This is a genomic window from Pseudomonas sp. KCJK9016 (assembly GCF_046231795.1).
Lineage (GTDB): Bacteria > Pseudomonadota > Gammaproteobacteria > Pseudomonadales > Pseudomonadaceae > Aquipseudomonas > Aquipseudomonas bananamidigenes.
This window is the reverse complement of record NZ_JBJJMM010000018.1, coordinates 1-24,067: the sequence shown is the minus strand read 5'-3', so window position 1 is coordinate 24,067 and position 24,067 is coordinate 1. Positions and strand designations below refer to the sequence as shown.

Here is a 24,067-nt window from a genome sequence, read left to right as displayed (position 1 = left end):
CATAGTGATTACGATGCGCGCACTTGCAAGAGCACGTACTCAATTGGATGAGTCTTTACACTGCTCTTCGATACTGTCCCCGCGCCGCTTCAATTCCAAAAGGCGTACGACCGTAATCCAAACAAAGGCCATGGATGTCCTACTCAAGCAAACTTTCCGCCCATTACCTCGATCTCGCTAAAGCCTCTGTTTCCAAAGAGAATTTTGCGGGCGAAGACGTTCGTTTCTCGAGCGAGTTCGAGGCGCTGGAAAGCGAGCTGGCCAAAGCTTCGTCGATGCACGAAAGCGGGCAGGTCGACTGGCTGAAAATCCGCGAAAACAGCGAAAACCTGCTGCGTACCCAATCCAAGGATCTGCGTGTCGGCGCCTGGCTGACGTGGTCGCTGTACCAGCGTGAATCCTTCCCCGGCCTGCTGGCCGGCCTCGCTTTTCTGCACCATCTGTCGGAAAACCATTGGGCGGACGTTCACCCGCTCAAACCGCGCACCCGGGCCGCCGCCATTGGCTGGCTGGTACCGCGTCTGGAGCAGGTGCTCACCGAAAACGTCGCGATCAAGGAGCAACTGCCGATGTTCCGGCAGTTGTCCGAGCACCTGTCCGGTCTTGACGCAGCCTGCACCGAGCATCTGGGGGACGACGCGCCGTTGCTGCTGCCGCTCTCCCGCCGCCTGAAAACCATGATCCAGCGCGCTGCCGACAACCAGCCGGCGCCCGGCGTGGTGGGTGCGGCGGTGGCTCAGGTCAAGCAGGCGGCCACGCAGTTGCTGACCCCCGGCGCCCCGATCGATAACGAGAAGGAAGCCCACAAGGCCCTGCGCGCCCAGCAGGAAAGTGCCCGTCCATTGTGCGCCTGGTGGCTCAAGCAGAAGGCCACCGACCTGCGCGCCCTGCGCCTCAACCGCACCTTGCTGTGGATGACCATCGACGCAGTGCCCGAGCGCAATGCCGAGCAGATCACCGTGCTGCGCGGGCTGCCGGTGGACAAGCTCAAGCAGTATCAGGACCGCTTCGACCAGGGCAAATACGCTGACCTGCTGGTAGAACTGGAGGCGAGCCTGGCGAAGGCGCCGTTCTGGTTCGATGGCCAACGGATGGTCTGGGAATGCCTCCAGAACCTCAACGCCGAGCTGGCCATGCGCGAAGTGGAAATCCACTTCGCGCTTTTGATTCAGCGCCTGCCCGGCATCATCGAATTGCGTTTCCATGACGGCACTCCGTTCGCCGATCCGTCCACCCGGGCGTGGATCGCGGCCAACGTCATGCCGCACCTGCAAAGCGCCAGCGCGCCGCGCAAGGTGGAAACCGAAAACGTCGAAACCCAGCCAGCCTGGGAAAAGGCCCTCGAGGAAGTCCAGCCGATCCTGCGCAAGGAAGGCCTCAAGCCTGCGGTGCAGATCCTCAAGCAGGGGATGCAGTCGGCTCACGGCGGGCGCGAACGCTTCTTCTGGCAGTTCGCCCTCGCGCGGCTGTGCTTCCTGGCCAAGAAATACGAACTGGCCAGGAACCAGCTCGAAACCCTCGATCAGACATTACAGGACTCAGGCCTGCACGCCTGGGAGCCCGATCTTGCATTGGAAGTGCTGCACCTGCTGCACAGTTGCTGCGAGTTGTTGCCGCAGAACCATGCCGTACGTGAACGCAAGGAAGAGATTTATCGCAGGCTGTGCCACCTCGACCTCGAAGTGGTACTCGAATAGGCCCCAGGGCCACAACCGCAAGGAGAAAAGCCATGGCCAAAGAAGGCTCGGTAGCCCCCAAGGAACGCATCAACGTCACCTTCAAACCCGCCACCGGCGGTGCTCAGGAAGAGATTGAACTGCCGCTGAAGCTGCTGGCAATCGGTGACTACACCCACCGCAAGGACGATCGCAAGATCGAGGATCGCAAGCCGATCAGCATCGACAAGATGACCTTCGACGAAGTGCTGGCCAAGCAAGAGCTGGGTCTGATGCTGAGCGTGCCCAACCGTCTGCAGGAAGATGGCGAGGCTGACGAGCTGGCCGTGCAACTGCGCGTCAACTCCATGAAGGACTTCAACCCGGCCAGCCTGGTCGAGCAAGTGCCCGAGCTGAAAAAACTGATGGAACTGCGCGATGCGCTGGTGGCCCTCAAAGGCCCGCTGGGTAACGCACCTGCGTTCCGTAAAGCCATCGAAGGCGTGCTCGCCGACGACGAATCCCGCGGTCGCGTACTCGGTGAGCTGGGCCTGAACGCCACAGCCCCGGACGCCTGAGACTCCAGCAGCCAAGGAAGCCAACACAATGAGCACTAGCGCAGCACAACAGAACGCCGCCGAGAACGGCGAATACAGCATCCTCGACAGCATCATCGCCGAAACCCGCCTGACGCCGGACGACGAAGCCTACGACATCGCCAAGCGCGGTGTGTCGGCGTTCATCGAAGAGCTGCTCAAGCCGCAGAACAACGGTGAGCCGGTCAAGAAAGCCATGGTTGACCGCATGATCGCCGAGATCGATGCCAAGCTCAGCCGTCAGATGGACGAAATCCTGCACCACCCGGACTTCCAGGCGCTGGAATCGTCGTGGCGTGGCCTGCAACTGCTGGTCGACCGCACCAACTTCCGCGAAAACATCAAGATCGAAATCCTCAACGTCTCCAAGGACGACCTGCTGGACGACTTCGAAGACTCGCCGGAAGTGATGCAGTCGGGCCTGTACAAGCACATCTACACCGCTGAATACGGCCAGTTCGGTGGTCAGCCGGTTGGCGCGATCATCGCCAACTACTACCTGTCCCCAAGCTCGCCGGACGTGAAGCTGATGCAGTACGTCTCGAGCGTGGCCTGCATGTCCCACGCGCCGTTCATCGCCGCTGCCGGTCCGAAATTCTTCGGCCTGGAAAGCTTCACCGGCCTGCCGGACCTGAAGGATCTGAAAGATCACTTCGAAGGCCCGCAATTCACCAAATGGCAGAGCTTCCGTACCTCGGAAGACTCCCGCTACGTCGGCCTGACCGTGCCGCGTTTCCTGCTGCGTAACCCGTACGATCCGGAAGAGAACCCGGTCAAATCGTTCGTGTACAAGGAAAACGTTGCCAACAGCCACGAGCATTACCTGTGGGGCAACACCGCTTTCGCCTTCGGTACCAAGCTGACCGACAGCTTCGCCAAATTCCGCTGGTGCCCGAACATCATCGGCCCACAGAGCGGCGGCGCGGTCGAAGACCTGCCTCTGCACCACTTCGAAAGCATGGGCGAAATCGAAACCAAGATTCCTACCGAAGTTCTGGTTTCCGACCGTCGTGAATACGAACTGGCCGAGGAAGGCTTCATCTCCCTGACCATGCGTAAAGGCTCCGACAACGCGGCGTTCTTCTCCGCAAGCTCGGTGCAGAAGCCAAAGTTCTTCGGCATCAGCGCAGAAGGCAAGGCGGCAGAGCTGAACTACAAGCTCGGCACCCAGCTGCCGTACATGATGATCGTCAACCGCCTGGCTCACTACCTGAAAGTGCTGCAGCGCGAGCAACTCGGTTCGTGGAAAGAGCGTACCGACCTCGAACTGGAACTGAACAAGTGGATCCGCCAGTACGTGGCCGACCAGGAAAACCCGAGCGCCGAAGTCCGTGGCCGTCGTCCGCTGCGCGCTGCGCAAGTGATCGTCAGCGACGTTGAAGGCGAGCCGGGCTGGTACCGCGTCAGCCTGAACGTGCGCCCGCACTTCAAGTACATGGGTGCCGATTTCACCCTGTCGCTGGTTGGCAAGCTGGACAAAGAGTAAGAGCGACTCATGGACGGATACGGCAGCCTTTTCGAACGCCTCAACGGCGACGCGGAACTACGCAAGGGCAAGAGCCTCGAGGCTTCTGCCATGGCGTCGGTGGCTGCCCATCTGGCCAAAATGCTCAGCACCCGGGCCGGCAGCGTGCAAACGCTGTCCGACTACGGGTTGCCCGATCTCAATGACATGCGTCTGAGCCTGCACGACTCCCTGAGTCAGGCCCGCCTGGCCATCGAAAGCTTCATCGAAGCCTACGAGCCGCGCCTGAGCAACGTGCGTGTCATTTCCCTGCCGCGAGACCACGACCAGCTTCGCCTGGCCTTCAGCATCGAAGGCCTGCTGGAAGTCGAGGGTTTCAAGCGTCAGGTCAGTTTCGCCGCGCGCCTGGATGGCAGCGGTCAAGTGAAGGTCAACTAAGGAGAACCCCGATGTCTGGCAAACCTGCAGCACGCGTATCCGACCCCACCGCTTGCCCGCTCCCCGGCCACGGCACCAACCCGATTGCCGCCGGTTCCGGCGACGTGTTCTTCGACGGCCTCCCGGCCGCTCGCCAGGGCGATGCCTCGGCGTGTGGTGGCGCGTTGGTCGGCGATCTGGCGACGACGGTTCTGATCAATGGCAAACCTGCCGCCACCGTTGGTTCGGTTGGTTCTCACGGCAATAAAGTCACGGCTGGATCAGGGACGGTGATTATCGGCAATTCGCATTCACCGGCGCCGTTTGTGCCGCCGTTGCCGGTGGAGATTCAGTGGCCGTTTAGTCAGCACTTTGTGGTTCGTAATCCTAGAACCGGAACACCGGTCGCTGACCGACCGTACACCTTGCGTACAGCCTCCGGTAAAGAGGTCAAGGGCGTTACTGATGCACAAGGCCGAACGAGGCCTATTGCTTCCCACCTGGCTGAAAGTGTCACGCTTATTGTCGAAGAACAGACTTCGCTAGTGATTGCTTAAAGGACTATCACATGCCTGCACCTACTCCTGTAACAGCTCAACTCACCCCTTCCTCTGACAAGAAGCCAGCGGAAGCGGCCGTCGATCATTTCCAGATCACCGATATTCCAGGTGTGATGAGGAAAATGGGCTGGAAGGAAAGCGCTCGAATCATGCAGCGTTGGTTCGACGGTGCGCCTTTTGTGATGTCCTCAAGCGAGAAGCGGGGACGTCTTGCCGTTGACAAGATCACCAAAGAAAAGCTGTTCGATGATTTGGATTTTGAATGGCTTACATCCTCCTCGCCCCACACTGGTGAAACCATCAAAGAGCTTATTGCGAAGGCCGCAAGCCCCAGTCAATACAATGAGCTTATTGGTCGTCAAAAGGGACTGACGCAGTTGGCGCCGGGGCTTTTGCAATTTATGACCTGCATGAGAACTCTTGGAGTCCTCGATGAGGCTAACCAGGATCTTGTAAAGGGAACTCATGACTACAGTGCCTTGAATGCGAGAATGCTGGAGTCCGCTACGCAATACAATTTTCGTTCTATCGGTATTACCACTTCGGAAAAGAAGAATAACCCATTGGATGACGTGTACGGCACGTTGGGTGGGTTTGTTATTAAGTTTGCAGTTACAAAATTCAGTACTACGCCCAAGACGAAAAAGATGGCTGCTACATTAATGATTGAAGAAATCGGTTGTTATGTACGTGATACATATGAATTTCTGAATGAAGATGGCAGCGACCAATTGCTTGGGTACTGGAATCATGACGGCGTTGTCAGGCCAAGCATTTTTGCATATTTAACTTCTCCAGAAACATATGAGTCTGAGGGGAAGGTTTACTTCAAGGTGACCAACGATAGTTACAACAGTTACCGCAACAAGCTTGGGAAGGGCGGTGATTTGTTTGTGTACTCTACGGTCAAAAAATTTCCCGTATCCATTCATCATCGTTTCACTTCTGCAGATTTCGCAGAGTTTTCGCAACGATCGACCAAGCCTAAGGCAATGCCATGAAAGCGTCTTTTAGAAAGAGCTTTTTAACTTTTTCGTTGTGCGTGCTTGTGCCGGTTTTGGTTCTTTTGGGCCTGAAGGTGATTAGCTCAAAGGCCGCGGAGCCTCTTTTCATTGACTGGAATGACTCAGGAAGCTGCTATATCGCAACGTATTCACCGAATTACAATTTTTTGGGTGCAGTGGCCGGTCGTGCATTTAAGTACTTCAGCAGTCCGTATTTTTATCGCGTTTATACAAAGAATAACGATCTACTGAAAACATCAGAATGGTATCTCTGGCGGGAGGAGGGAAGTCCCGGCGTTGCCCCCGAATTTCGCGGAGAGATGATTGTTTATCCAGGCTCTGAAGGTTGGGAAAGTTGGATAGTTTCAGAGTGTCGTTGATGCCTGATTTAAAGCCGGCGTCGCTACCTGAGAAAGTTGGAGAGCGGTATTCATGGACGCAATGAGTTTGCAGGGGTATCTGGCTGGTGTCGCTGACAGTGATCTGTTTGGCTGCCTGGCCCTGTTGAGCTTGGTATTGCTCCTGACTGCCTCGCATCGGGCTGCTCGAAATTCACGTCTTCATCGTGCACTAACGCTCTCGGTTTTGGCGGCTGTTGTAGCTATCCATGGCCTTGGAACGTGGTACGGAAACCTGAGACCAGCATGAGCAACTACTCGCGTATCGCCATGTGCCTGTTTGTCCATGCCTTCGGATGCGTGGGCTACGTGTTTTTGAATGATGCAGTCGTACATGCCTACAAGCATCTGAACGGTGGGTTCACCACTCGTGGAGTCGCCATCGGTATGGCCAGCTACGCGATGTTTTACATATTTCTCGGGGTCAATCTGATTGCAGCGCTGATTCCAAGCCTCGTCGCCAAGCTAGTGATCCTGAGCCTTCTGGTGGGATTCATCCTGCTCTGGATGCTCCCCGACAACCCGTTGAGAGCCTTGTTTTATGGCGTGGCTCAAGGTTGCGTCACCTTGCTGGCAATCCTGACCACTCAAGTCATCGAGTTGCGTTGGGCATCGCGAAACATCGCTGGACGCATCCAATCGGCCCAGCCTGAGAGTGTCATCCCATGAGCAGATCGGGCATCGAGCGTAATCCACAGGACAGTTTTTTCATGAGTTCCACTACCAGGCAGGTAACCCGTGTCCTTTAACCACTACTACCAAAGCGAACTCACCGCACTGCGCCAACTGGGCCGCCGTTTCGCCGAGCGTAGTCCGGCGCTGGCGCCGTTTCTGGGGCAGGCCGGGCGGGATCCGGATGTGGAGCGGTTGCTGGAGGGCTTTGCGTTTCTGACCGGGCGTCTGCGCCAGAAGCTCGATGACGAGTTGCCGGAGCTCAGCCATTCCCTGATGCAGTTGCTGTGGCCGAACTACATGCGCCCGCTGCCGGCATTCAGCATTCTGCAATTCGATCCGCTCAAGCGTTCGGGACCGGCGCTGAAGGTCGAGCGTGATACGCCGATCGAAAGCGTGCCGATCGAAGACGTGCGTTGCCGTTTCCGCACCTGCTATCCGACCGAAGTCATGGCGCTGGATCTGGCCGCGCTGAACTACTCGGTGAAGGGCGACGGTTCGCTGCTCAGCCTGCGCCTGGAGATGAGCGCCGACGGCCACCTCGGTGAGCTGGAGCTGAGCAAGCTGCGCCTGCACTTTGCCGGCGAGCGCTACATCAGCCAGATGCTCTACCTGAGCCTGCTGCGCAACCTCGACGGCATCGAACTGATCCCCCTCGACGGCGCCGGCAAGCCAATCGACGGCGTGAGCGGCAAACCGATGGCGTTCAAGATTCCGGGTGACCGCGTCAAGCCCGTGGGCTTTGCCGAAGAAGAGGCGCTGATCCCGTATCCGCTGAACACCTTCCGGGGCTACCGCTACCTGCAGGAATACTTCGCCTTCCAGGACAAGTTCCTGTTCGTCGATGTCCACGGCCTGGACATCCTCAAGGCGCTGCCGGAAGACACCCTCAAGCAGATGCGCGGCCTGGAAATGCGCTTCGATATCCGCAAGAGCGGGATCATGCGCATGCGCCCGACCCTGGATAACGTGAAGCTGTTCTGCACGCCGATCGTCAATCTGTTCAAGCACGACGCACTGCCGATCCGCCTCGACGGCAAGCAGGACGAATACCTGCTGCTGCCGGCGGAATTCGACCTGGAAAACTGCGGTGTGTTTTCGGTGGAAGGCGTGACCGGCTGGAAGCCCGGCGGCCTCGGTTATCAGGAATACGTGCCGTTCGAATCCTTCGAGCACGACCCGAGTTTCGACGTGCCCAACAGCCGCCCGCATTACAGCATCCGCCAGCGCTCGTCGCTGCTGCACGACGGCCTCGACACTTACCTGAGCTTCGGCATCCGCCACACCGAAGCCCACGAAACCCTGTCCATCGAGCTGGTCTGCACCAACCAGAACCTGCCGCGCAAACTCAAGCTCGGGCAGATCTGCATGGCCTGCGAAGAGACCCCGGAGTTCCTGAGTTTCCGCAACATCACCCCGGCCACGTCCAGTTTCGCGCCGCCGCTGAACCGCGACTTCCTGTGGAAGCTGATCAGCAACATGTCGCTCAACTATCTGTCGCTGGCCGACGTCAACGCACTGAAGGTGATTCTCGAAACCTACGACCTGCCGCGTTACTACGACCAGCACGCGGAGAAGGTCAGCAAACGCCTGCTCGGCGGCCTGAAGCTGATCAAGCATCACCACGTGGACCGGTTGCACCGTGGCCTGCCGGTGCGCGGTCTGCGCACCGAACTGACCATCGACCCGGAAGGGTATATCGGTGAGGGCGACCTGTTCGTCTTCGCCTCGGTTCTCAACGAGTTTTTCGCGCTTTACGCCAGTCTCAATTCGTTCCACGAACTGCGGGTAAAAAGCACACAGGGAGAGGTGTACCAATGGACACCACGTATGGGCCTGCAGCCCCTGCTTTAAGCGGGCTGAGCCGGGTAATACGCGAGTACTCGCTGTTTCAGGCCGTGCTGCTGGTGATCGACCGGCTGCGCGAGGCGCACCCGTACCTGAGCGAAGAGGATCTGTACGATCAGCTGGAATTCCAGGCCAACCCGAGCCTGGGTTTCCCCGGCAGCGACGTCGACCGCGTGGAGTTTTTCGAGGAACACGGGCAGATGCGCGCGCGTCTGCGTTTCAACCTGATCGGTCTGGTCGGTTCCGGTTCGCCGTTGCCGGCGTTCTACGGCGAGCAGGCCCTGGGCGACAGCGAGGACGGCAACCCGACGCGCAACTTCCTCGACCTGTTCCACCATCGCCTGCAACGGCTGTTGCTGCCGATCTGGCGCAAATATCGCTACCGCGCCAGCTTCCAGAGCGGCGCGGTGGACCCGTTCTCGTCGCATCTGTTCGCGCTGATCGGCCTCGGCGGCGACGAGATCCGCAAGGCCAAGGAACTGAACTGGAAGCGCCTGTTGCCGTACCTCGGCCTGCTCAGTCTGCGGGCGCACTCGGCGGCGCTGATCGAAGCGGTGCTGCGTTACTACTTCAAGCACGAAGACCTGGTCATCGAGCAGTGCATCGAGCGCCGCGTGGAAATCCTCGAAGAGCAGCGCAACCGCCTCGGGTTCGCCAACAGCGTGCTGGGCGAAGACCTGGTGCTGGGCGAGCAAGTGCGCGACCGCAGCGGCAAATTCCGCATTCACATCACCGAACTCGACTGGGAGCGATTTCACGAATTCCTGCCCATCGGTTTCGGTTACCAGCCGCTCTGCGCGCTGGTGCGGTTCACCCTGCGTGACCCGCTCGATTACGACATTCGCCTGGTGCTGCGTCCGGAGGAAATCCGCGAACTGCGCATTGGCGAGAAGAACGACTGTCGCCTGGGCTGGACCAGTTGGCTGGGCTGCGAAAAAGCAGACGGCGTGGTGACCCTGGGCAGCAAAATTCATTAAGGACGTGAGCCATGATCAACGTAGACCTGCAACAACTCATCCAGGCGCTGGACGCCGAAACCCGCCGCGATCTTGAGCGTTCGGCCGAGCGTTGCGTCGCCCGTGGCGGCAGCAAGATTCTGGTCGAGGACTTGCTGCTGGGCCTGCTGGAGCGTCCGAACGGTCTGCTCTCCCGTGCATTGCAGGATGCCGACGTTGATGCCGGCGAGCTGAGCGCCGCGCTGCAGACGAGAGTCGAACACAGCGCTTCGCGCAACCCGGTGTTCGCTCCGGAACTGGTGCAGTGGCTGCAGGACGCGTTGCTGGTGGCCAACCTTGAACTGGGCCAGACCTCGGTCGAAGACGCGGCCCTGATCCTCGCGCTGCTGCGCAACCCGATGCGCTATGCCGGCAGCCGCTATCAGCCGTTGCTCGCCAGACTGAACATCGAGCGCCTGAAAGAGTTTGCCCTGTCGCAACAGCCTCAGGCAGCGGCCAGCGGCAAACCGGTGGCCCCGGGTGAGTCGCTGCTGGAGCGCTTCACCCACAACCTGACCCAACAGGCCCGCGACGGCAAGCTCGACCCGGTGCTGTGCCGCGATGGCGCGATCCGCCAGATGGTCGACATCCTCGCCCGTCGTCGCAAGAACAACCCGATCGTGGTCGGTGAGGCTGGCGTGGGCAAGACCGCCATCGTCGAAGGCCTGGCCTCGCGCATCGCTGCCGGTGAAGTGCCGCAAGTGCTCAAGGGCGTCGAGCTGCTGGCGCTGGACATGGGCCTGTTGCAGGCCGGCGCCAGCGTCAAGGGTGAATTCGAACGGCGTCTGAAAGGCGTGATCGACGAGGTCAAGGCCTCGCCGAAACCGATCATCCTGTTCATCGACGAAGCCCACACCCTGATCGGCGCGGGCGGCAATGCCGGCGGTTCCGATGCGGCCAACCTGCTGAAACCGGCACTGGCTCGCGGCGAGCTGCGCACCATCGCCGCCACCACCTGGGCCGAGTACAAGAAATACTTCGAGAAAGACCCGGCACTGGCCCGTCGCTTCCAGCCGGTTCAACTGCACGAACCGACCGTGAGCGAAGCCGTGACCATCCTGCGTGGTCTGGCGCAGGTCTATGAAAAGAGCCACGGCATCTACCTGCGCGATGACGCGGTGGTGTCGGCGGCGGAACTGTCCGCCCGTTACCTGGCCGGTCGGCAACTGCCCGACAAGGCCGTCGACGTGCTCGACACCGCGTGCGCCCGCGTGCGCATCAGCCTCGCCGCCGCCCCGGAAAGCCTGGAGCGACTGCGAGGTGAACTGGCCGAAGGTGGCCGTCAGCGTCAGGCCCTGCGCCGCGATGCCGAAGCCGGTCTGCCGATCGACCTCGAGGCGCTGGAGGCACTGGAAGCGCGGCTGGACGAAGCCGAGGCTGAAAAGGTTGCACTGGAAACCCTGTGGACCGAGCAGAAGCAACTGGCCGAGCGTCTGCTGGAACTGCGTCAGCAACTGGCCAAGGCCCGTGAAGCGGCGGCGGTCGAGCCAGTGGTCACTGTTGAGGAAGACGCCGAAGGCACTGTGATCGAAACCGTCGCTGTCGAGGTTGAAGCAGGCCAAAGCGTCGAGGAGCTGGAAGCGCAACTCAACGAAACCCACAGCGCCCTGACCGCCGCCCAGGTCAAGGAGCGACTGGTCAGCTTCGAAGTCTGCCCGCGTCTGGTGGCCGAAGTGATCAGCGCCTGGACCGGCGTGCCGCTGGCACAACTGGCCCGTGAGCACAACGCCAAGGTCGCGAGTTTCGCCACCGATCTGCGTGCCCGCATCCGGGGTCAGGAACAAGCCGTGCACGCGCTGGATCGTTCGATGCGCGCCACCGCCGCCGGTTTGAACAAACCTGATGCACCGGTCGGCGTGTTCCTGCTGGTGGGCCCGAGCGGCGTCGGCAAGACCGAAACCGCACTGGCCCTTGCCGATCTGCTGTACGGCGGTGACCGTTTCATCACTACCATCAACATGTCCGAGTTCCAGGAGAAACACACCGTTTCCCGGCTGATCGGTGCACCGCCAGGCTACGTCGGTTACGGCGAGGGCGGCATGCTCACCGAAGCGGTGCGCCAGAAGCCGTATTCGGTGGTGCTGCTCGATGAGGTCGAGAAGGCCGACCCGGACGTGCTCAACCTGTTCTATCAGATCTTCGACAAGGGCGTGGCCAACGACGGCGAAGGTCGCGAGATCGACTTCCGCAACACGCTGATCCTGATGACCTCGAACCTGGGCAGCGACAAGATCAGCGACCTTTGCGAAAACGGCGAGCGTCCGACCGCCGAAGTGCTGGAAGAAACCATTCGCCCGGTGCTCAGCAAGCACTTCAAGCCGGCGCTGCTGGCGCGGATGAAAGTGGTGCCGTACTACCCGGTCGGCGGCCCGGTATTGCGCGAGCTGATCGAGATCAAGCTCGGTCGTCTGGGCGAGCGGCTGAACCGTCGTCAGCTGGATTTCACCTGGTGCCAGAACCTCGTCGATCATCTGTCCGAGCGTTGCACCCAAAGCGAAAGCGGTGCGCGTCTGATCGACCACCTGCTCGATCAGCACGTGCTGCCGCAGGTGGCTGACCGCTTGCTCGACGCCATGGCCACCGGTGAAAGCCTCAAGCGCGTGCATGCGACGCTCGATGGCGAAGCCAGCGTGACCTGCGAGTTCGCCTGAGGTGAGTGTGATGTTCACTCAAGTACCACAGCCATTGGTCTATGCCGAAGCCTTGCTGGCGCAGTTCGCCAGCCTGTCGCGGGCGGCGGACGGTGCTGCGCTGCTGGGTGATTTCGTGCGCGGCGTGGCCGGGTTGAGCGGTTGCGAGCTGACGCAGCTGTACCTGCTCGACGCCACCCACACCTGCCTGGGGATGAACGCCGAGTGCCTCGACGGCTTGTTGCAGCCCCGTGGCGCGGCGAGTCTCCCGGCGGATTACAACGGCGAGCAGTTGCTGCAATTCGCTCTGTGTCAGAACCGCGTGGTGTGCCTCGACGATCTGGGCGGCAGCCTGCACGAAACCAGCTTCCTGCCGGCCTCGGCCATGCCGTGGCAGTCGCTGTTGTGCGTGCCGCTGGTCAATCAGCAGAAGGCCGTCGAGGGTCTGTTGCTGTGCGCCAGCCGTCGTCACAGTGACCTGCAAGGCTTCGCCGACTCCCTCGGTCAGCTCGGCTCGTTCGTGCTCGGCCAGTTGCATTTGCTGCAGCGCCTGCGCCAACCGGCGGACGCCGTGGCGCCGGCGGTCCGCAGCGTGCCGAGCATCAGCGGCTACGGCCTCATCGGTAAAAGCGCGGCCATGCGCCAGACCTACTCGCTGATCAGCAAGGTCCTGCACAGTCCTTACACCGTGCTGTTGCGTGGCGAGACCGGCACCGGCAAGGAAGTGGTGGCCCGGGCGATCCATGATTGCGGGCCGCGCCGGTCCCAGGCGTTCATCGTGCAGAACTGCGCGGCGTTCCCGGAAAACCTGCTGGAAAGCGAGCTGTTCGGCTATCGCAAGGGGGCGTTCACCGGTGCCGACCGTGACCGCGCCGGGCTGTTCGATGCGGCCAACGGCGGCACGCTGCTGCTCGATGAAATCGGTGACATGCCGTTGTCGTTGCAATCGAAACTGCTGCGCGTCTTGCAGGAGGGCGAGATCCGTCCGTTGGGCTCCAACGACACCCACAAGATCGACGTGCGCATCATCGCCGCCACCCACCGCGATCTGGCGGTGCTGGTCAGCGAAGGCAAATTCCGCGAAGACCTGTATTACCGCCTCGCGCAGTTCCCGATTACCTTGCCGGCCCTGCGCCAGCGCGAAGGCGACATCCTCGATCTGGCGAAACATTTCGCCGAAAAGGCCTGCGCGTATTTGCAACGGGATCCGGTGCGCTGGTCGGACTCGGCGCTGGAGCACCTGTCCGGTTACACCTTCCCCGGCAACGTTCGTGAACTCAAGGCGCTGGTCGAGCGTGCCGTGTTGCTGTGCGAAGGCGGCGAGCTGCTGGCCGAGCATTTTTCCCTGCGCATGGAGCCGGTGCCGGAGGACGACAGCAGCCTGAACCTGCGTGAACGTCTGGAGCGGGTCGAGCGCACATTGCTGCTCGATTGCCTGCGCAAGAACGACGGCAATCAGACCCTGGCGGCCCGGGAACTGGGTCTGCCCCGGCGCACGCTGCTGTACCGGCTGGGCCGCTTGAACATCAATCTGGGTGACTTCGATGGGTAGGCAAAAGTCCGTCGGCTTCACCTCGTCCGCTTGTTTCAGCGCCGCCCGGAAGGGTCGGCGCTTTGTGCTTTGTCTACACCTGGAGACTCTCTGATGTCTGTTCGTCACTGGCACGCTGTCCTGCTGACCGTCGTCGTTCTGTGCGGCCTCGGCGGTTGCAGCGGCAATTACAAATTCAACGATAACGATTACCGCCCATTGGGTGATCCGCAGGCGGCCAATCGCGGCAAGTGACCGCAAGGAGCATCAAACATGGAACTGGTTTTCGAAATGCTGAACACCAAGCAGTTCGTGCCCACCGAACTGTGCCAGCGGACCTTCAAGCAGGCCGGCGGCGTGATCGGGCGGGGCGAGGACTGCGACTGGATCATCCCTGACCGCAAGCGTCACCTGTCCAACCACCACGCGATCGTCAGCTATCGCGAGGGCACGTTCTACCTGACCGACACCAGCAGCAACGGCGTCCAGGATGGCGACAGCGGCGCGCGCCTGCACAAGGGCGAACCGGTACGCATCGAGCATGGCAGCACTTACGTGCTGGGCGACTTCGAGATTCGTGCGCGACTGGTGCGCGACCCGGCGACCTTCGACGGTGAAGTGGGCCTGCCCCGCGCCGCCGGCAGCATCATCCCGGACGATGCTTTCCTCGATCTCGATCCGCTGAAATCGCTGGAGCAGCAGGAGCGCGTGTACTCGGAATTCGAAGAGATGCTCGCACCGGTCACCGACCCGCAAGATTCCCGTCAGCGCGCCGACTATGCACGCATCGACATGGAAAGCCTGATGGTGCCGGAGCTGATCGTCGAGCCCAAGCCTGAGCCGGCTCCGGCACCGAAAGCCGTCGAGCGTCAGAGCGAAACCTTCTGGGACAAGTTCGGCGCGGCACTCGGCGTGAACGTGAAGAACCTCAGCCACGACGAACGTGAAACGCTGGCGCTGAACGCGGCACGTCTGCTGCGCCAGAGCATCGGCGGTCTGCAACAGAGCCTGCGCACCCGTTCGGAATTGAAGAACGAGCTGCGTCTGGCCCAGACCACCGTGCAGGGCACCAACAAGAACCCGCTGAAATTCGCCGTGGACCCGAGCGAGGCGCTGGACATCCTGTTGCAGCCGCACAAGCCGGGGCACTTGCCGGCCGAGCAGGCGATCTCCCGGGCATTCCGCGACTTGCAGGCGCATCAGGTGGCGCTGCTGACCGCCAGCCGGGCGGCGGTGCGCGGCACGCTGGAGCACTTCTCGCCGGAGCAGCTGACCCTGCGTTTCGAGCGCGACAGCAAGCCGTTGCTCGCCACCGCCGGCGGTCGCTGGAGAGCGTTCAACCGTTACCACCAGGCGCTGCGTCAGGACGATGACTGGAGCGAGCGTCTGCTGGCCCGCGACTTCGCCCAGGCCTACGAAGAACAGATCCGCCTGATCTCCACCCTCCACACCGACCACCAAGGATGATGCGCATGTCTCGCCGCTCGACCGCTTTTTTCAAGACGCTGACCGCGCTCACCCTGATGGTGCTGCTCGCCGGTTGCTCGTCGCTGTCGCCGTATTCGAAAGTGACCAAGATCAACCTGAAACTGACCGGCAGCGATCAGCTGAATCCGGACCTCAACGGTCGTCCGTCGCCGATCGTGGTACGGCTGTTCGAGCTCAAGCACCCGGTGACCTTCGAAAACGCCGATTTCTTCAGCCTCTACGAGCGCGCCAAGGAATCCCTCAACCCGGATCTGGTGGCCAGTGAAGAACTCGAACTGCGCCCGGGTGAAACCGTGGAACTGAAACTCAGCGTGGAGGAGGGCAGCCGTTACATCGGCATCCTCGCCGCGTATCGCGACCTGCCGGAAACCAAATGGCGTCACACCTTCCCGGTCACCCCGCTGGAAGTCACCGAGGCCGATCTGACCCTGGACCAGGCCGGTATCCGCAAAACCAATGAAGTGCTCGCCAAGGCGGATGACTGATCATGAATACCCATAAAGTCATCTGGCAGGAAGGCATGTTGCTGCGTCCGCAGCACTTCCAGCACAACGACCGCTACTACGACCATCAGATGAAGACCCGCACCCAGTTGCTGGGCGGCTACACCTGGGGTTTTCTCAACCTGCAAATCGACTTGCAGTTCCTCAACATGGGCAAACTGGTGATCAGTGAAGCCTCGGGGATCCTGCCGGACGGCAGCCTGTTCGAACTCGGCGGCAACACCGAACCGCTGGCCCTGGACATTCCGCCGAACACCGGCAACATGCCGGTTTACCTGGCGTTGCCGCTGGTCACCGGTAACCATATCGAGGCCCGTCGCCCGGAGCAGTCGGACGTGCTCGCACGCTACACCGCGTATGACGCCGAAGTGGCCGACTCCAACGCCGGCGACGATTCCGCCAGCCAGGTCAGCTGCGGTAGGCCGGACTTCAAGCTGTTGCTCGGCGAGCAGCAGAGCGATCAGGCCTACGTGAAGCTGAAGATCTGCGACGTGCTCGACACCACGCCGGACGGCGTGATCAGCCTCGACCCGGACTTCGTGCCGACCTACATTCAGGCCCATGCTTCCAGCTATCTGCTGTCGTGCCTGAAGGAAGTGATCAGCATGCTCGGTCACCGCGGCGACACCATTGCCGAACGCATTCGTTCCAACGGCAAGGTCGGCGGCGCGGAAATCGGCGACTTCATGATGCTGCAACTGATCAACCGCACCGAACTGCTGCTGCGCCATTACCTGGGCCTGGAGCAGGTTCACCCGGAAGAGTTGTACCGTACGCTGCTGACCATGCTTGGCGATCTGGCGACCTTCTCCAGCGACAGCAAACGCCCGCGTCTGGACAGCCGCTACTCCCACGCCGACCAGGGTGCGAGTTTCCGCAAACTGATGGAGTCGATCCGTCAGGTGCTGTCGATGGTGCTGGAACAGCACGCCATCGAACTGATCCTGCAGGCGCGTCAGTACGGGATCATCGTGTCGCCGCTGCACGACCACAAACTGCTGGGCTCGGCGTCGTTCGTGCTGGCAGCCAGTGCCAACTGCGACTCCGAAGAATTGCGCAATCGCTTGCCTGCGCACCTCAAGGTCGGCCCGGTGGAACGCATCCGCCAACTGGTCAACCTGCACCTGCCGGGGATCAAGGTCAAACCGTTGCCGGTGGCCCCGCGGCAGATCGCGTTCCACTCCAACAAAACCTATTTCATCCTCGAACTCAGTTCCGAAGACCTGGCGCAACTCGAGCGCTCCGGCGGCTTCGCGTTCCACGTGTCCGGCGAATTCGCCGAGCTTGAACTGAAATTCTGGGCCATCAGGAACTGACCGACATGATCAAGGACATGGAACACAACCAGGACGACAAAACCGTCCTGCTCGACCGTCAGGGCCATGGCCCGGCGTCGAGTCCGCTGACCGACTTCGCCGCGCCGCCGCGCTTCGAACAACTGGAAGAACGGATGATCTACGCCGCGCGCCTGCGCCCGGCGGAAGCCTTCAACATCAGCCTCAATTCGCTGGTGGCGGCGTCCTCCGAACTGCTCTCGGAAGTGGTGCGCCTCAAGCACAGCGAAACCCGCGAGGATCTCTACGCGCTCAACGAGCGCCTGACCGCCGGGCTCAAGCTGTTCGAAGTGCGCGCCCTGCACAACGGCGCCGAAAGCAGCCAGGTGATGGCCGCCCGTTACGTGCTCTGCACCGTGGTCGATGAAGCCGTCGTCACCACGCCGTGGGGCAACGAGAGCGAGTGGTCGCAGATGAGCCTGCTCAGCAGCTTCCACAACGAAACCTTCGGTGGCGAGAAGTTCTTCCAGCTGCTCGATCGGCTGTCGAAAAACCCGGTCAAGCACCTGCCGATGCTGGAGCTGATGTACCTGTGCCTGTCCCTCGGTTTCGAGGGCAAGTACCGCGTGCAGGCCCGCGGCATGCTGGAGCTCGAAGGCATTCGCGACGCCCTGTACCGGCAGATCCGCCAGTTGCGGGGCGACGTGCCGCGTGAATTGTCGCCGCAGTGGGAAGGCCTCAACGATCAGCGCCGCAACCTGGTGCGCATCGTGCCGGCGTGGATGGTGGTGCTGTTCACCTTCGTCTGCCTGGTGATGATGTATTCGGGCTTCGCCTGGGTCCTGGGCGAGCAGCGCGACACCGTTCTGCAACCTTATCAGCCGCTTGATCCGGCCGCGGCCCAGCCGCAGTCGCAGCCGTAAACAGGGACGTGTGATGAAAAAGTTCTTCAAGAAAGTCGGCGCCTTCCTGCGCCAGACCTGGGTCTGGACCTTGCTGCTGGTGCTGTTCGTGGCGCTGCTGGTGTGGTTCGTCGGTCCGTTGCTGGCCGTGGATGACTACAAGTTCTGGGAGAGTCCGACCTCCCGCCTGCTGACCATCGCCGTGCTGTTCCTGATCTGGGGCCTGACCATGGTCTTCGTCAGCTGGCGCGCCGGCATCCGCAAGAAAGCCATCGAGGAAACCGAAGACGGCCAGGACCGCATCCGTCGCGATGACCTGATCGAGGAAGAGCAGAAGGAATTGAAGGAGCGTTTCAAGGACGCCCTGAAAACCCTGAAGACCTCGAGCCTGTATCGCGGTCGCAGCGAGCGCTGGCGCAGTGACTTGCCGTGGTACTTGCTGATCGGCCCGCAGGCCAGCGGCAAGACCAGCCTGCTGGATTTTTCCGGGCTGGAATTCCCGATCAATAAGATCGACCGCAAGCTGACCCGCGACACCCACGGCACCCGTCACTGCGACTGGTACTTCGCCGACCACGGTGTGCTGATCGACACCGCCGGCCGCTACCTGACCCAACCGGATCCGGAAGTCGACGGCAGCGCCTGGACCACCTTGCTGGAGCTGCTGCGCAAACGTCGTCGCGGCCGTCCGCTGAACGGCGTACTGGTGACCATTCCGGTGGAAACCCTCACCGGCGGCAGCGAGCAGGACATCGAAACCCTGGCCCGTCAGGTGCGTGCGCGTCTGCAGGACGTGTATCAGAAGCTGCACGTCGACGTGCCGGTGTATCTGGTGCTGAGCAAGGCTGACAAGCTGCTGGGCTTCGACGAGTTCTTCGATCAACTGACCCGCGAAGAAAGCGATCAGGTGCTGGGTACCAGTTTCCGCAAGGATCAGGTCGGCACCGACGTGGCCGTGTTGCGCAACGAATTCGAAGAGCTGCTGCGTCGCCTCAACAGCCAGGTGATCATGCGCATGCACTCCGAGCGCGACACCCAGCGCCGTGGCCGCATCCTCGACTTCCCGCACCAGATGGGCCAGATCGGCGAGCGCCTGTGCCTGTTCGTCGACATGGCGTTCACCGGCAACCGCTACCAGCGTGCGACGCAACTGCGTGGCTTCTACCTGACCAGTGCTCCGCACCTCACCCAGGAAATGGATGCGACCACCGCCGGTATCGGTGCAAGCCTGGGCATGAACGCCGGCGTGTTGCCGACGTTGCGCAGCGGTCGTTCGCGTTTCATCCACCACTTGCTCAGCCGGGTGATTTTCCCCGAGGCCGATCTGGCCGGTCTGGACAAGCGCGAGCGCAGCCGCATCCACTGGGGCCAGCGTGCGCTGTACGTCGGTGCGCTGGGCGCGCTGGTGCTGTTCGGCATGCTTTGGGCCGGCGGTTTCTCGGCCAACTACGAGCGCCTGGAAAACCTGCGCAATCTGGCGCAGAACTGGACTCAGCTCCGTACCGCGCTGTCGCCCCGCGACGATGCCATGGGCACGCTGAAAACCCTCGATACCAGCTACGCCGCGACCCAGGTGTTCCCGAAAAAGGGCGATGCCGCGTACCACGAGCGCGTCGGTCTGTATCAGGGCCAGGACGTCAATCCGGTGGTTCAGGAAGCCTACGAGCGCGAGCTTGAGAAGCAACTGTTGCCACGGGTCGCCACGATGCTCGAGGGTCAGATCCGCGCCAACATTAAGGACCGCGAAAAGCTGATCAACAGCCTGCGCGCGTACCTGATGCTGAACATGAAGGATCGTCGCGACGCGGCATGGCTCAAGGATTGGATCGCCACCGACTGGTCCCAGCGCTACACCGGCAACACCGCGGTGCAGAACGGTTTGAACGCGCACCTCGAGCGTCTGCTGAAGCTGCCGTTCATCTATCCGCTCAACGAGCAACTGGTGACCCAGGCGCGTCAGGTGTTGCGCAGCGAGTCCCTGGCCACCGTGGTCTACCGCATGCTCCGCGAGCAGGCGCGCAACCTGCCGGACTACCGTTTCAGCCAGCACCTCGGCCCGCAAGGTTCGTTGTTCATCGGTACCGAGTACGTGATTCCGGGCTTCTACACCCAGTCCGGCTATCAACAGTACTTCTCGGTGCAGGGCTCCGCGCTGGTCACCGACATCCTGCGTGACAACTGGGTGCTGGGCGAGGGCGCGGGCATCAGTGACATGGACCTGCGTCGCCTGATGGTCGAGCTGGAGCAACTGTACTTCCGCGATTACGCCAACTACTGGAGCGAGGCCGTCGGCCAGGTGGCACTGCCGCCGATCAGCGATGCCGGTGAAGGCGCCGAGCAACTGGCGGGCCTGACCTCGGCCAACTCGCCGGTGCTGGCGTTGCTGACCGAAGTGCGTGAGAACACCCGCTTCCCGGCCGCACCCGAACCTGTGGACGAAGCCGGCGAAGCCGCCGATGCGCTGGCGGGGCAGAAGGGCAAACTGGGCAAGGTCGGCAAGATCGCTTCCGCGTTGACGGACAAGGCTGCGGCCATGAACGTGGCGAAGAACCTGCCGGACACCGCCAAGAAGGCCCTGCAACGTCGCTTCGAGCCGTTGCATAAACTGCTCGACGACAACAACGGCCCGGCTGCCGACCTGACGCCGGCCTTCACCGCGCTCAATGACCTGCAACTGCAACTGGCGGGCCTCGCCCGTTCCAGCACGCCGGAGCAGGCCGCGTTCGAACTGGCCAAGACCCGCATGAGCGGCCAGCGCGATGCGCTGACCAACCTGCGCAATGCCTCCGGTCGTCTGCCGCGTCCGTTGAGCGTGTGGTTCAACGTGCTGGCCGAAGACTCGTGGCGCCTGGTGCTCAATGATGCCTACCAATACCTGAACGGCCGTTATCAGAGCGAGCTGTACAGCGTGTATGGCAAGACCATCAGCCAGCGTTATCCGTTCAGCGCAACAAGCACCAGCGATGTGGCGATCAGCGATTTCCGCGAGTTCTTCCGGGCTCAGGGCACCCTCGACCGCTTCTTCGACAACTACATGCGTCCGTTCGTCAGCGGTGACCCGGGCAACTACCGGATGCGCAGCGTCGACGGTCGCAGCCTGCCGGTATCCAAGGTCTTCCTCGATCAGATGGCCGCCGCACTGAACATTCGTCAGAGCTTCTTCTCGATCAATCCGGCCGAGCCGACCGTGCAGTTCAAACTGGAGCCGTACACCCTCGATCCGGCGGTCAGCCGTTCCGAGTTCAAGTTCGGCGACAAGACCATGGAATACCGCCACGGTCCGATCCTGCCGATGAACTTCAAGTGGCCGACCGATGCTGAAGACGGTCGCACCAGCCTGGTCATGGACAAGATGGCCGGGCGCCCGATCGGCATCGAGAAGAACTCCGGCCCGTGGTCGCTGTTCCGTCTGTTCGACCTGATGCAGACCGAGTACCTGACCGGTCGCGACGTGCTGGTGCTCAAAGCCGATGTGGGTGGCCTGCGCGCCAACTACCTGCTGACCAGCCAGCGCACGCCGAACCCGTTCGACATGGGCGTGATGCGCACCTTCCGTATGCCGGTGCAGCTCTGATGCTGGTGGCCAGTCCCTGGCGCAGCGCGGCGCGAACCGACCCGGGCAAGGTGCGGTCGCGCAACGAAGATGCCTTCCTCGACACCCCGCAGCATGGGCTGTGGGTGGTCGCGGACGGCATGGGCGGTCATCACGCGGGCGACGTCGCCAGCCAGATGATCGTCGCCAGCCTGGCTGAACTGCCGCAGCACGAGGATTTCGACGAACGCCTCAAAGCCATCCGCCAGTGCCTGCACTGGCTGAACCGGCGCCTGGGGCAGGAGTTGACCGTCACCGCCGGACGTCACGACAGCATCATGGGCAGCACCGTCGTGGCGCTGCTGATGGAAGGCAATCGTGCGGCCTGCATCTGGGCCGGCGACAGCCGTTGCTACCTGTGGCGCGGGCAGCGTCTGTATCAGCTGTCGAAGGATCATTCGCTGCAACAGCAACTGATCGACGAGCAACAGATGAGCGCCGAGCAGGCGGCGGCGCACCCGGCTGCCCAGGCCTTGACCCGGGCGGTCGGCGCGGCGGAACAGTTGACGCTGGATGTGCTGGAACTCGAGGTCTACCCGGGCGATGTGTTCCTGCTGTGCAGCGATGGTCTGTATCAAGGCCTGAGCAGCGATGCCCTCGGCAATGCGCTCAGCCTGGCGGCGCCGCAGGTGGCGCTGGAACGTCTGTTCGACGGCGCCCTGCGGGGGGCCGCCCGGGACAATCTGACAGCCGTGGTGATCCGCCAATGACTGAACTCGAATCCTCGGTGGACGACCTGCTGATGAGCGAAGAGCAGGCCAACAACCTGACCTACTTCGCCTTCGCCAGGGAAAACAAGGCAGAACCCTTGCTGGCGCCGACCAGGGCCAGCATCGGTGCGCTGCCGGACGTCCTCGCCGGTCGCTATCACCTCGAGCGCCTGCTCGGGGCCGGCGGCATGGGGGTGGTTTACCGGGCCCGGGATCTGCTGCACGAACAGTTTGGCGATCCCGACCCTTACGTTGCGCTGAAAATCCTCAGCGAAGAATTTGCCGAGTCGCCGGACGCCAGTGCCTTGCTCTACAGCGAGTTCGCCCTGACCCGACGCCTGCGCCACGACAACGTGTTGCGCGCGCACACGTTCGAAGTGGACACCGATTGCCAGCGGGCCTTCATCACCATGGAACTCATGCGTGGCCTGACCCTGGACAAACTGCTCTGCGAGCGGCCGCTGGGCCTGCCGTGGAAGGAATTGCGCGACATCGCGCTGCCGCTGCTCGACGCGCTGGCCTGTGCCCACCGTCGTGGCGTGCTGCACGGTGACATGAAGCCGAGCAACGTGATGCTCAGCGAAGACGGCGTGCGCCTGTTCGACTTCGGTCTCGGGCAGGCCGAGGAGGGCATCCTGCCCGGCCTGCCGCACCTGAGCCGCGAGCGCTTCAATGCCTGGACCCCGGGCTACGCCGCCCCCGAACTGCTTGAGGGCCAACCGTTGTCGGCCAGCGCGGACGTGTACGGCGTGGCCTGCGTGATCTATGAACTGGCGGGGGGCAAACATCCGTTCCGCCGCTTGCCTTCGACCCAGGCCCGTGACGAACACCTGGATCGCGAACTGCAAGCCCCGGCACATCTGCCGACACACTGCTGGCCGGCGCTGCGCACCGCGCTGGCCTTTGACGCGGCAGAGCGCAACATTTCTGCCGACCAATTGCGTGACGCCTTGGGCGCCACTTCGTCCTGGTTGCAGCGTTTGCGGCTGAGGGCGTAACGGATGACATTCGAACAGGGAGCACACTATGTTCAACCCAGCTAACGAAACGCACTTCAGCCTCACGGTCGAAGACTACGTGGGCGACCTGCAAGTCCTGTCGTTCACCGGCACCGAAGGCATCAGCCAGCCGTTTCGTTTCGACCTGGAACTGGTCAGCGAAAACCCGGATCTGGACCTGGAAAAGCTCCTGCACAAACAGGCGTTCCTCGCCCTCGATCCGCAGGGCTCGGGCATCCACGGCCAGATCTACCGTGTCGCCCAGGGCGATGCCGGCAAGCGCCTGACCCGCTACAAGGTTTCGCTGGTGCCGCAGCTGCAATACCTGCATCACCGCACCAACCAGCGCATCTACCAGCAGATGTCGGCGCCGAAAATCATCGCGCTGATCCTCGACGAGCACGGCATCAAGGGCAACGCCTACAGCTTTCAGCTCAGCCAGCCGTGCCCGGATCGCGACTACTGCGTGCAGTACGATGAAACCGACCTGCACTTCGTGCAGCGCCTGTGCGAAGAAGAAGGCATTCACTACCACTTCCAGCACAGCAAGAAAGGCCATCTGCTGGTGTTCGGCGACGACCAGACCGTGTTCCCCAACCTCGGCCAGCCGACCGCGTATGTTCAGGGCAGCGGCATGGTCGCCGAAGAGCCGGTGATCAAAGGCTTCAAGCTGCGTCTGGAAACCCGCACCAGCCGCACCACCCGCCGCGACTACGACTTCGAAAAACCGCGCCTGCAGATGGAAGCGGCCTACAAACCGGATGGCGAGAGCACCGAGCCGGATCTCGAAGACTACGACTACCCTGGCCGCTTCATCGACCGCGCGCGG

The 24,067-nt window shown here is 61.8% G+C and carries 21 protein-coding genes; all 21 read left to right on the top strand.

Annotated features, from left to right (window positions below):
• Positions 1–134: 134 nt before the first annotated feature.
• A complete protein-coding gene (gene tssA / locus ACK6BI_RS18330; protein WP_409318156.1) occupies positions 135–1,697 on the top strand; it encodes a type VI secretion system protein TssA in 1,563 nt (520 codons plus the stop codon).
• A gap of 32 nt (positions 1,698–1,729) precedes the next feature.
• Positions 1,730–2,233: a type VI secretion system contractile sheath small subunit gene (gene tssB, locus ACK6BI_RS18325; protein WP_409318155.1), complete on the top strand. Its 504-nt coding sequence runs from the start codon at positions 1,730–1,732 to the stop codon at positions 2,231–2,233.
• A gap of 28 nt (positions 2,234–2,261) precedes the next feature.
• Positions 2,262–3,737 (top strand): type VI secretion system contractile sheath large subunit, encoded by a 1,476-nt coding sequence (tssC, locus tag ACK6BI_RS18320; protein WP_065258217.1) that lies wholly within the window; start codon positions 2,262–2,264, stop codon positions 3,735–3,737.
• Positions 3,738–3,746: 9 nt separating this feature from the next.
• Positions 3,747–4,154, top strand: a complete 408-nt coding sequence (tssE, locus tag ACK6BI_RS18315) for a type VI secretion system baseplate subunit TssE (protein WP_065258216.1) — start codon at positions 3,747–3,749, stop codon at positions 4,152–4,154.
• An 11-nt stretch (positions 4,155–4,165) separates the two neighbouring features.
• Positions 4,166–4,690 (top strand): PAAR domain-containing protein, encoded by a 525-nt coding sequence (locus ACK6BI_RS18310; protein WP_409318154.1) that lies wholly within the window; start codon positions 4,166–4,168, stop codon positions 4,688–4,690.
• Between the two features lie 11 nt (positions 4,691–4,701).
• Entirely contained in the window at positions 4,702–5,694 is a 993-nt protein-coding gene (locus tag ACK6BI_RS18305; protein WP_409318153.1) for a DUF6402 family protein, read from the top strand.
• Positions 5,691–6,077, top strand: a complete 387-nt coding sequence (locus ACK6BI_RS18300) for a hypothetical protein (RefSeq protein WP_409318152.1) — start codon at positions 5,691–5,693, stop codon at positions 6,075–6,077. Before ACK6BI_RS18305 ends, ACK6BI_RS18300 begins: the two co-directional genes overlap by 4 nt.
• 264 nt (positions 6,078–6,341) lie before the next feature.
• Positions 6,342–6,764, top strand: coding sequence for a hypothetical protein (locus tag ACK6BI_RS18295; protein WP_409318151.1), 423 nt, complete (start codon positions 6,342–6,344; stop codon positions 6,762–6,764).
• Positions 6,765–6,833: 69 nt separating this feature from the next.
• Positions 6,834–8,621, top strand: coding sequence for a type VI secretion system baseplate subunit TssF (gene tssF, locus ACK6BI_RS18290; RefSeq protein WP_065258212.1), 1,788 nt, complete (start codon positions 6,834–6,836; stop codon positions 8,619–8,621).
• The gene (tssG, locus tag ACK6BI_RS18285) at positions 8,585–9,592 is read left to right on the top strand and encodes a type VI secretion system baseplate subunit TssG (protein ID WP_409318150.1); all 1,008 of its coding nucleotides are present in this window, start codon (positions 8,585–8,587) and stop codon (positions 9,590–9,592) included. Before tssF ends, tssG begins: the two co-directional genes overlap by 37 nt.
• An 11-nt stretch (positions 9,593–9,603) precedes the next feature.
• Positions 9,604–12,261, top strand: a complete 2,658-nt coding sequence (tssH, locus tag ACK6BI_RS18280; RefSeq protein WP_409318149.1) for a type VI secretion system ATPase TssH — start codon at positions 9,604–9,606, stop codon at positions 12,259–12,261.
• 10 nt (positions 12,262–12,271) lie between these two features.
• The gene (locus ACK6BI_RS18275) at positions 12,272–13,792 is read left to right on the top strand and encodes a sigma-54-dependent Fis family transcriptional regulator (RefSeq protein ID WP_065258209.1); all 1,521 of its coding nucleotides are present in this window, start codon (positions 12,272–12,274) and stop codon (positions 13,790–13,792) included.
• Positions 13,793–13,885: 93 nt separating this feature from the next.
• On the top strand, positions 13,886–14,026 hold the full coding sequence (locus tag ACK6BI_RS18270; protein WP_065258208.1) for a type VI secretion protein: 141 nt from the start codon (positions 13,886–13,888) through the stop codon (positions 14,024–14,026).
• Positions 14,027–14,044: 18 nt separating this feature from the next.
• On the top strand, positions 14,045–15,238 hold the full coding sequence (tagH, locus tag ACK6BI_RS18265; RefSeq protein WP_409318148.1) for a type VI secretion system-associated FHA domain protein TagH: 1,194 nt from the start codon (positions 14,045–14,047) through the stop codon (positions 15,236–15,238).
• A 5-nt stretch (positions 15,239–15,243) separates the two neighbouring features.
• Complete coding sequence (gene tssJ, locus ACK6BI_RS18260) at positions 15,244–15,744, top strand: type VI secretion system lipoprotein TssJ (RefSeq protein WP_065258206.1); 501 nt, start codon at positions 15,244–15,246, stop codon at positions 15,742–15,744.
• A 2-nt stretch (positions 15,745–15,746) separates the two neighbouring features.
• A complete protein-coding gene (tssK, locus tag ACK6BI_RS18255; RefSeq protein ID WP_065258205.1) occupies positions 15,747–17,078 on the top strand; it encodes a type VI secretion system baseplate subunit TssK in 1,332 nt (443 codons plus the stop codon).
• Between the two features lie 5 nt (positions 17,079–17,083).
• Complete coding sequence (gene icmH / locus ACK6BI_RS18250; RefSeq protein WP_065258204.1) at positions 17,084–17,959, top strand: type IVB secretion system protein IcmH/DotU; 876 nt, start codon at positions 17,084–17,086, stop codon at positions 17,957–17,959.
• A gap of 13 nt (positions 17,960–17,972) precedes the next feature.
• Entirely contained in the window at positions 17,973–21,512 is a 3,540-nt protein-coding gene (gene tssM, locus ACK6BI_RS18245; RefSeq protein ID WP_409318147.1) for a type VI secretion system membrane subunit TssM, read from the top strand.
• Positions 21,512–22,240, top strand: coding sequence for a PP2C family serine/threonine-protein phosphatase (locus tag ACK6BI_RS18240; RefSeq protein ID WP_065258202.1), 729 nt, complete (start codon positions 21,512–21,514; stop codon positions 22,238–22,240). The genes tssM and ACK6BI_RS18240 overlap by 1 nt, the downstream gene beginning before the upstream one ends.
• A complete protein-coding gene (locus ACK6BI_RS18235; protein ID WP_065258201.1) occupies positions 22,237–23,238 on the top strand; it encodes a serine/threonine-protein kinase in 1,002 nt (333 codons plus the stop codon). The genes ACK6BI_RS18240 and ACK6BI_RS18235 overlap by 4 nt, the downstream gene beginning before the upstream one ends.
• 28 nt (positions 23,239–23,266) lie before the next feature.
• A partial coding sequence (gene tssI, locus ACK6BI_RS18230) for a type VI secretion system tip protein TssI/VgrG (protein ID WP_409318146.1) occupies positions 23,267–24,067 on the top strand: 801 nt, incomplete at its 3' end.

Excerpts from the sequence above, each read along its gene's own strand:
- tssA (WP_409318156.1), top strand. The coding sequence starts at position 135 with ATGTCCTACTCAAGCAAACTTTCCGCCCATTACCTCGATCTCGCTAAA.
- tssB (WP_409318155.1), top strand. The coding sequence starts at position 1,730 with ATGGCCAAAGAAGGCTCGGTAGCCCCCAAGGAACGCATCAACGTCACC.
- tssC (WP_065258217.1), top strand. The coding sequence starts at position 2,262 with ATGAGCACTAGCGCAGCACAACAGAACGCCGCCGAGAACGGCGAATAC.
- tssE (WP_065258216.1), top strand. The coding sequence starts at position 3,747 with ATGGACGGATACGGCAGCCTTTTCGAACGCCTCAACGGCGACGCGGAA.
- ACK6BI_RS18310 (WP_409318154.1), top strand. The coding sequence starts at position 4,166 with ATGTCTGGCAAACCTGCAGCACGCGTATCCGACCCCACCGCTTGCCCG.
- ACK6BI_RS18305 (WP_409318153.1), top strand. The coding sequence starts at position 4,702 with ATGCCTGCACCTACTCCTGTAACAGCTCAACTCACCCCTTCCTCTGAC.
- ACK6BI_RS18300 (WP_409318152.1), top strand. The coding sequence starts at position 5,691 with ATGAAAGCGTCTTTTAGAAAGAGCTTTTTAACTTTTTCGTTGTGCGTG.
- ACK6BI_RS18295 (WP_409318151.1), top strand. The coding sequence starts at position 6,342 with ATGAGCAACTACTCGCGTATCGCCATGTGCCTGTTTGTCCATGCCTTC.
- tssG (WP_409318150.1), top strand. The coding sequence starts at position 8,585 with ATGGACACCACGTATGGGCCTGCAGCCCCTGCTTTAAGCGGGCTGAGC.
- tssH (WP_409318149.1), top strand. The coding sequence starts at position 9,604 with ATGATCAACGTAGACCTGCAACAACTCATCCAGGCGCTGGACGCCGAA.
- ACK6BI_RS18275 (WP_065258209.1), top strand. The coding sequence starts at position 12,272 with ATGTTCACTCAAGTACCACAGCCATTGGTCTATGCCGAAGCCTTGCTG.
- ACK6BI_RS18270 (WP_065258208.1), top strand. The coding sequence starts at position 13,886 with ATGTCTGTTCGTCACTGGCACGCTGTCCTGCTGACCGTCGTCGTTCTG.
- tagH (WP_409318148.1), top strand. The coding sequence starts at position 14,045 with ATGGAACTGGTTTTCGAAATGCTGAACACCAAGCAGTTCGTGCCCACC.
- tssJ (WP_065258206.1), top strand. The coding sequence starts at position 15,244 with ATGTCTCGCCGCTCGACCGCTTTTTTCAAGACGCTGACCGCGCTCACC.
- tssK (WP_065258205.1), top strand. The coding sequence starts at position 15,747 with ATGAATACCCATAAAGTCATCTGGCAGGAAGGCATGTTGCTGCGTCCG.
- icmH (WP_065258204.1), top strand. The coding sequence starts at position 17,084 with ATGATCAAGGACATGGAACACAACCAGGACGACAAAACCGTCCTGCTC.
- tssM (WP_409318147.1), top strand. The coding sequence starts at position 17,973 with ATGAAAAAGTTCTTCAAGAAAGTCGGCGCCTTCCTGCGCCAGACCTGG.
- ACK6BI_RS18240 (WP_065258202.1), top strand. The coding sequence starts at position 21,512 with ATGCTGGTGGCCAGTCCCTGGCGCAGCGCGGCGCGAACCGACCCGGGC.
- ACK6BI_RS18235 (WP_065258201.1), top strand. The coding sequence starts at position 22,237 with ATGACTGAACTCGAATCCTCGGTGGACGACCTGCTGATGAGCGAAGAG.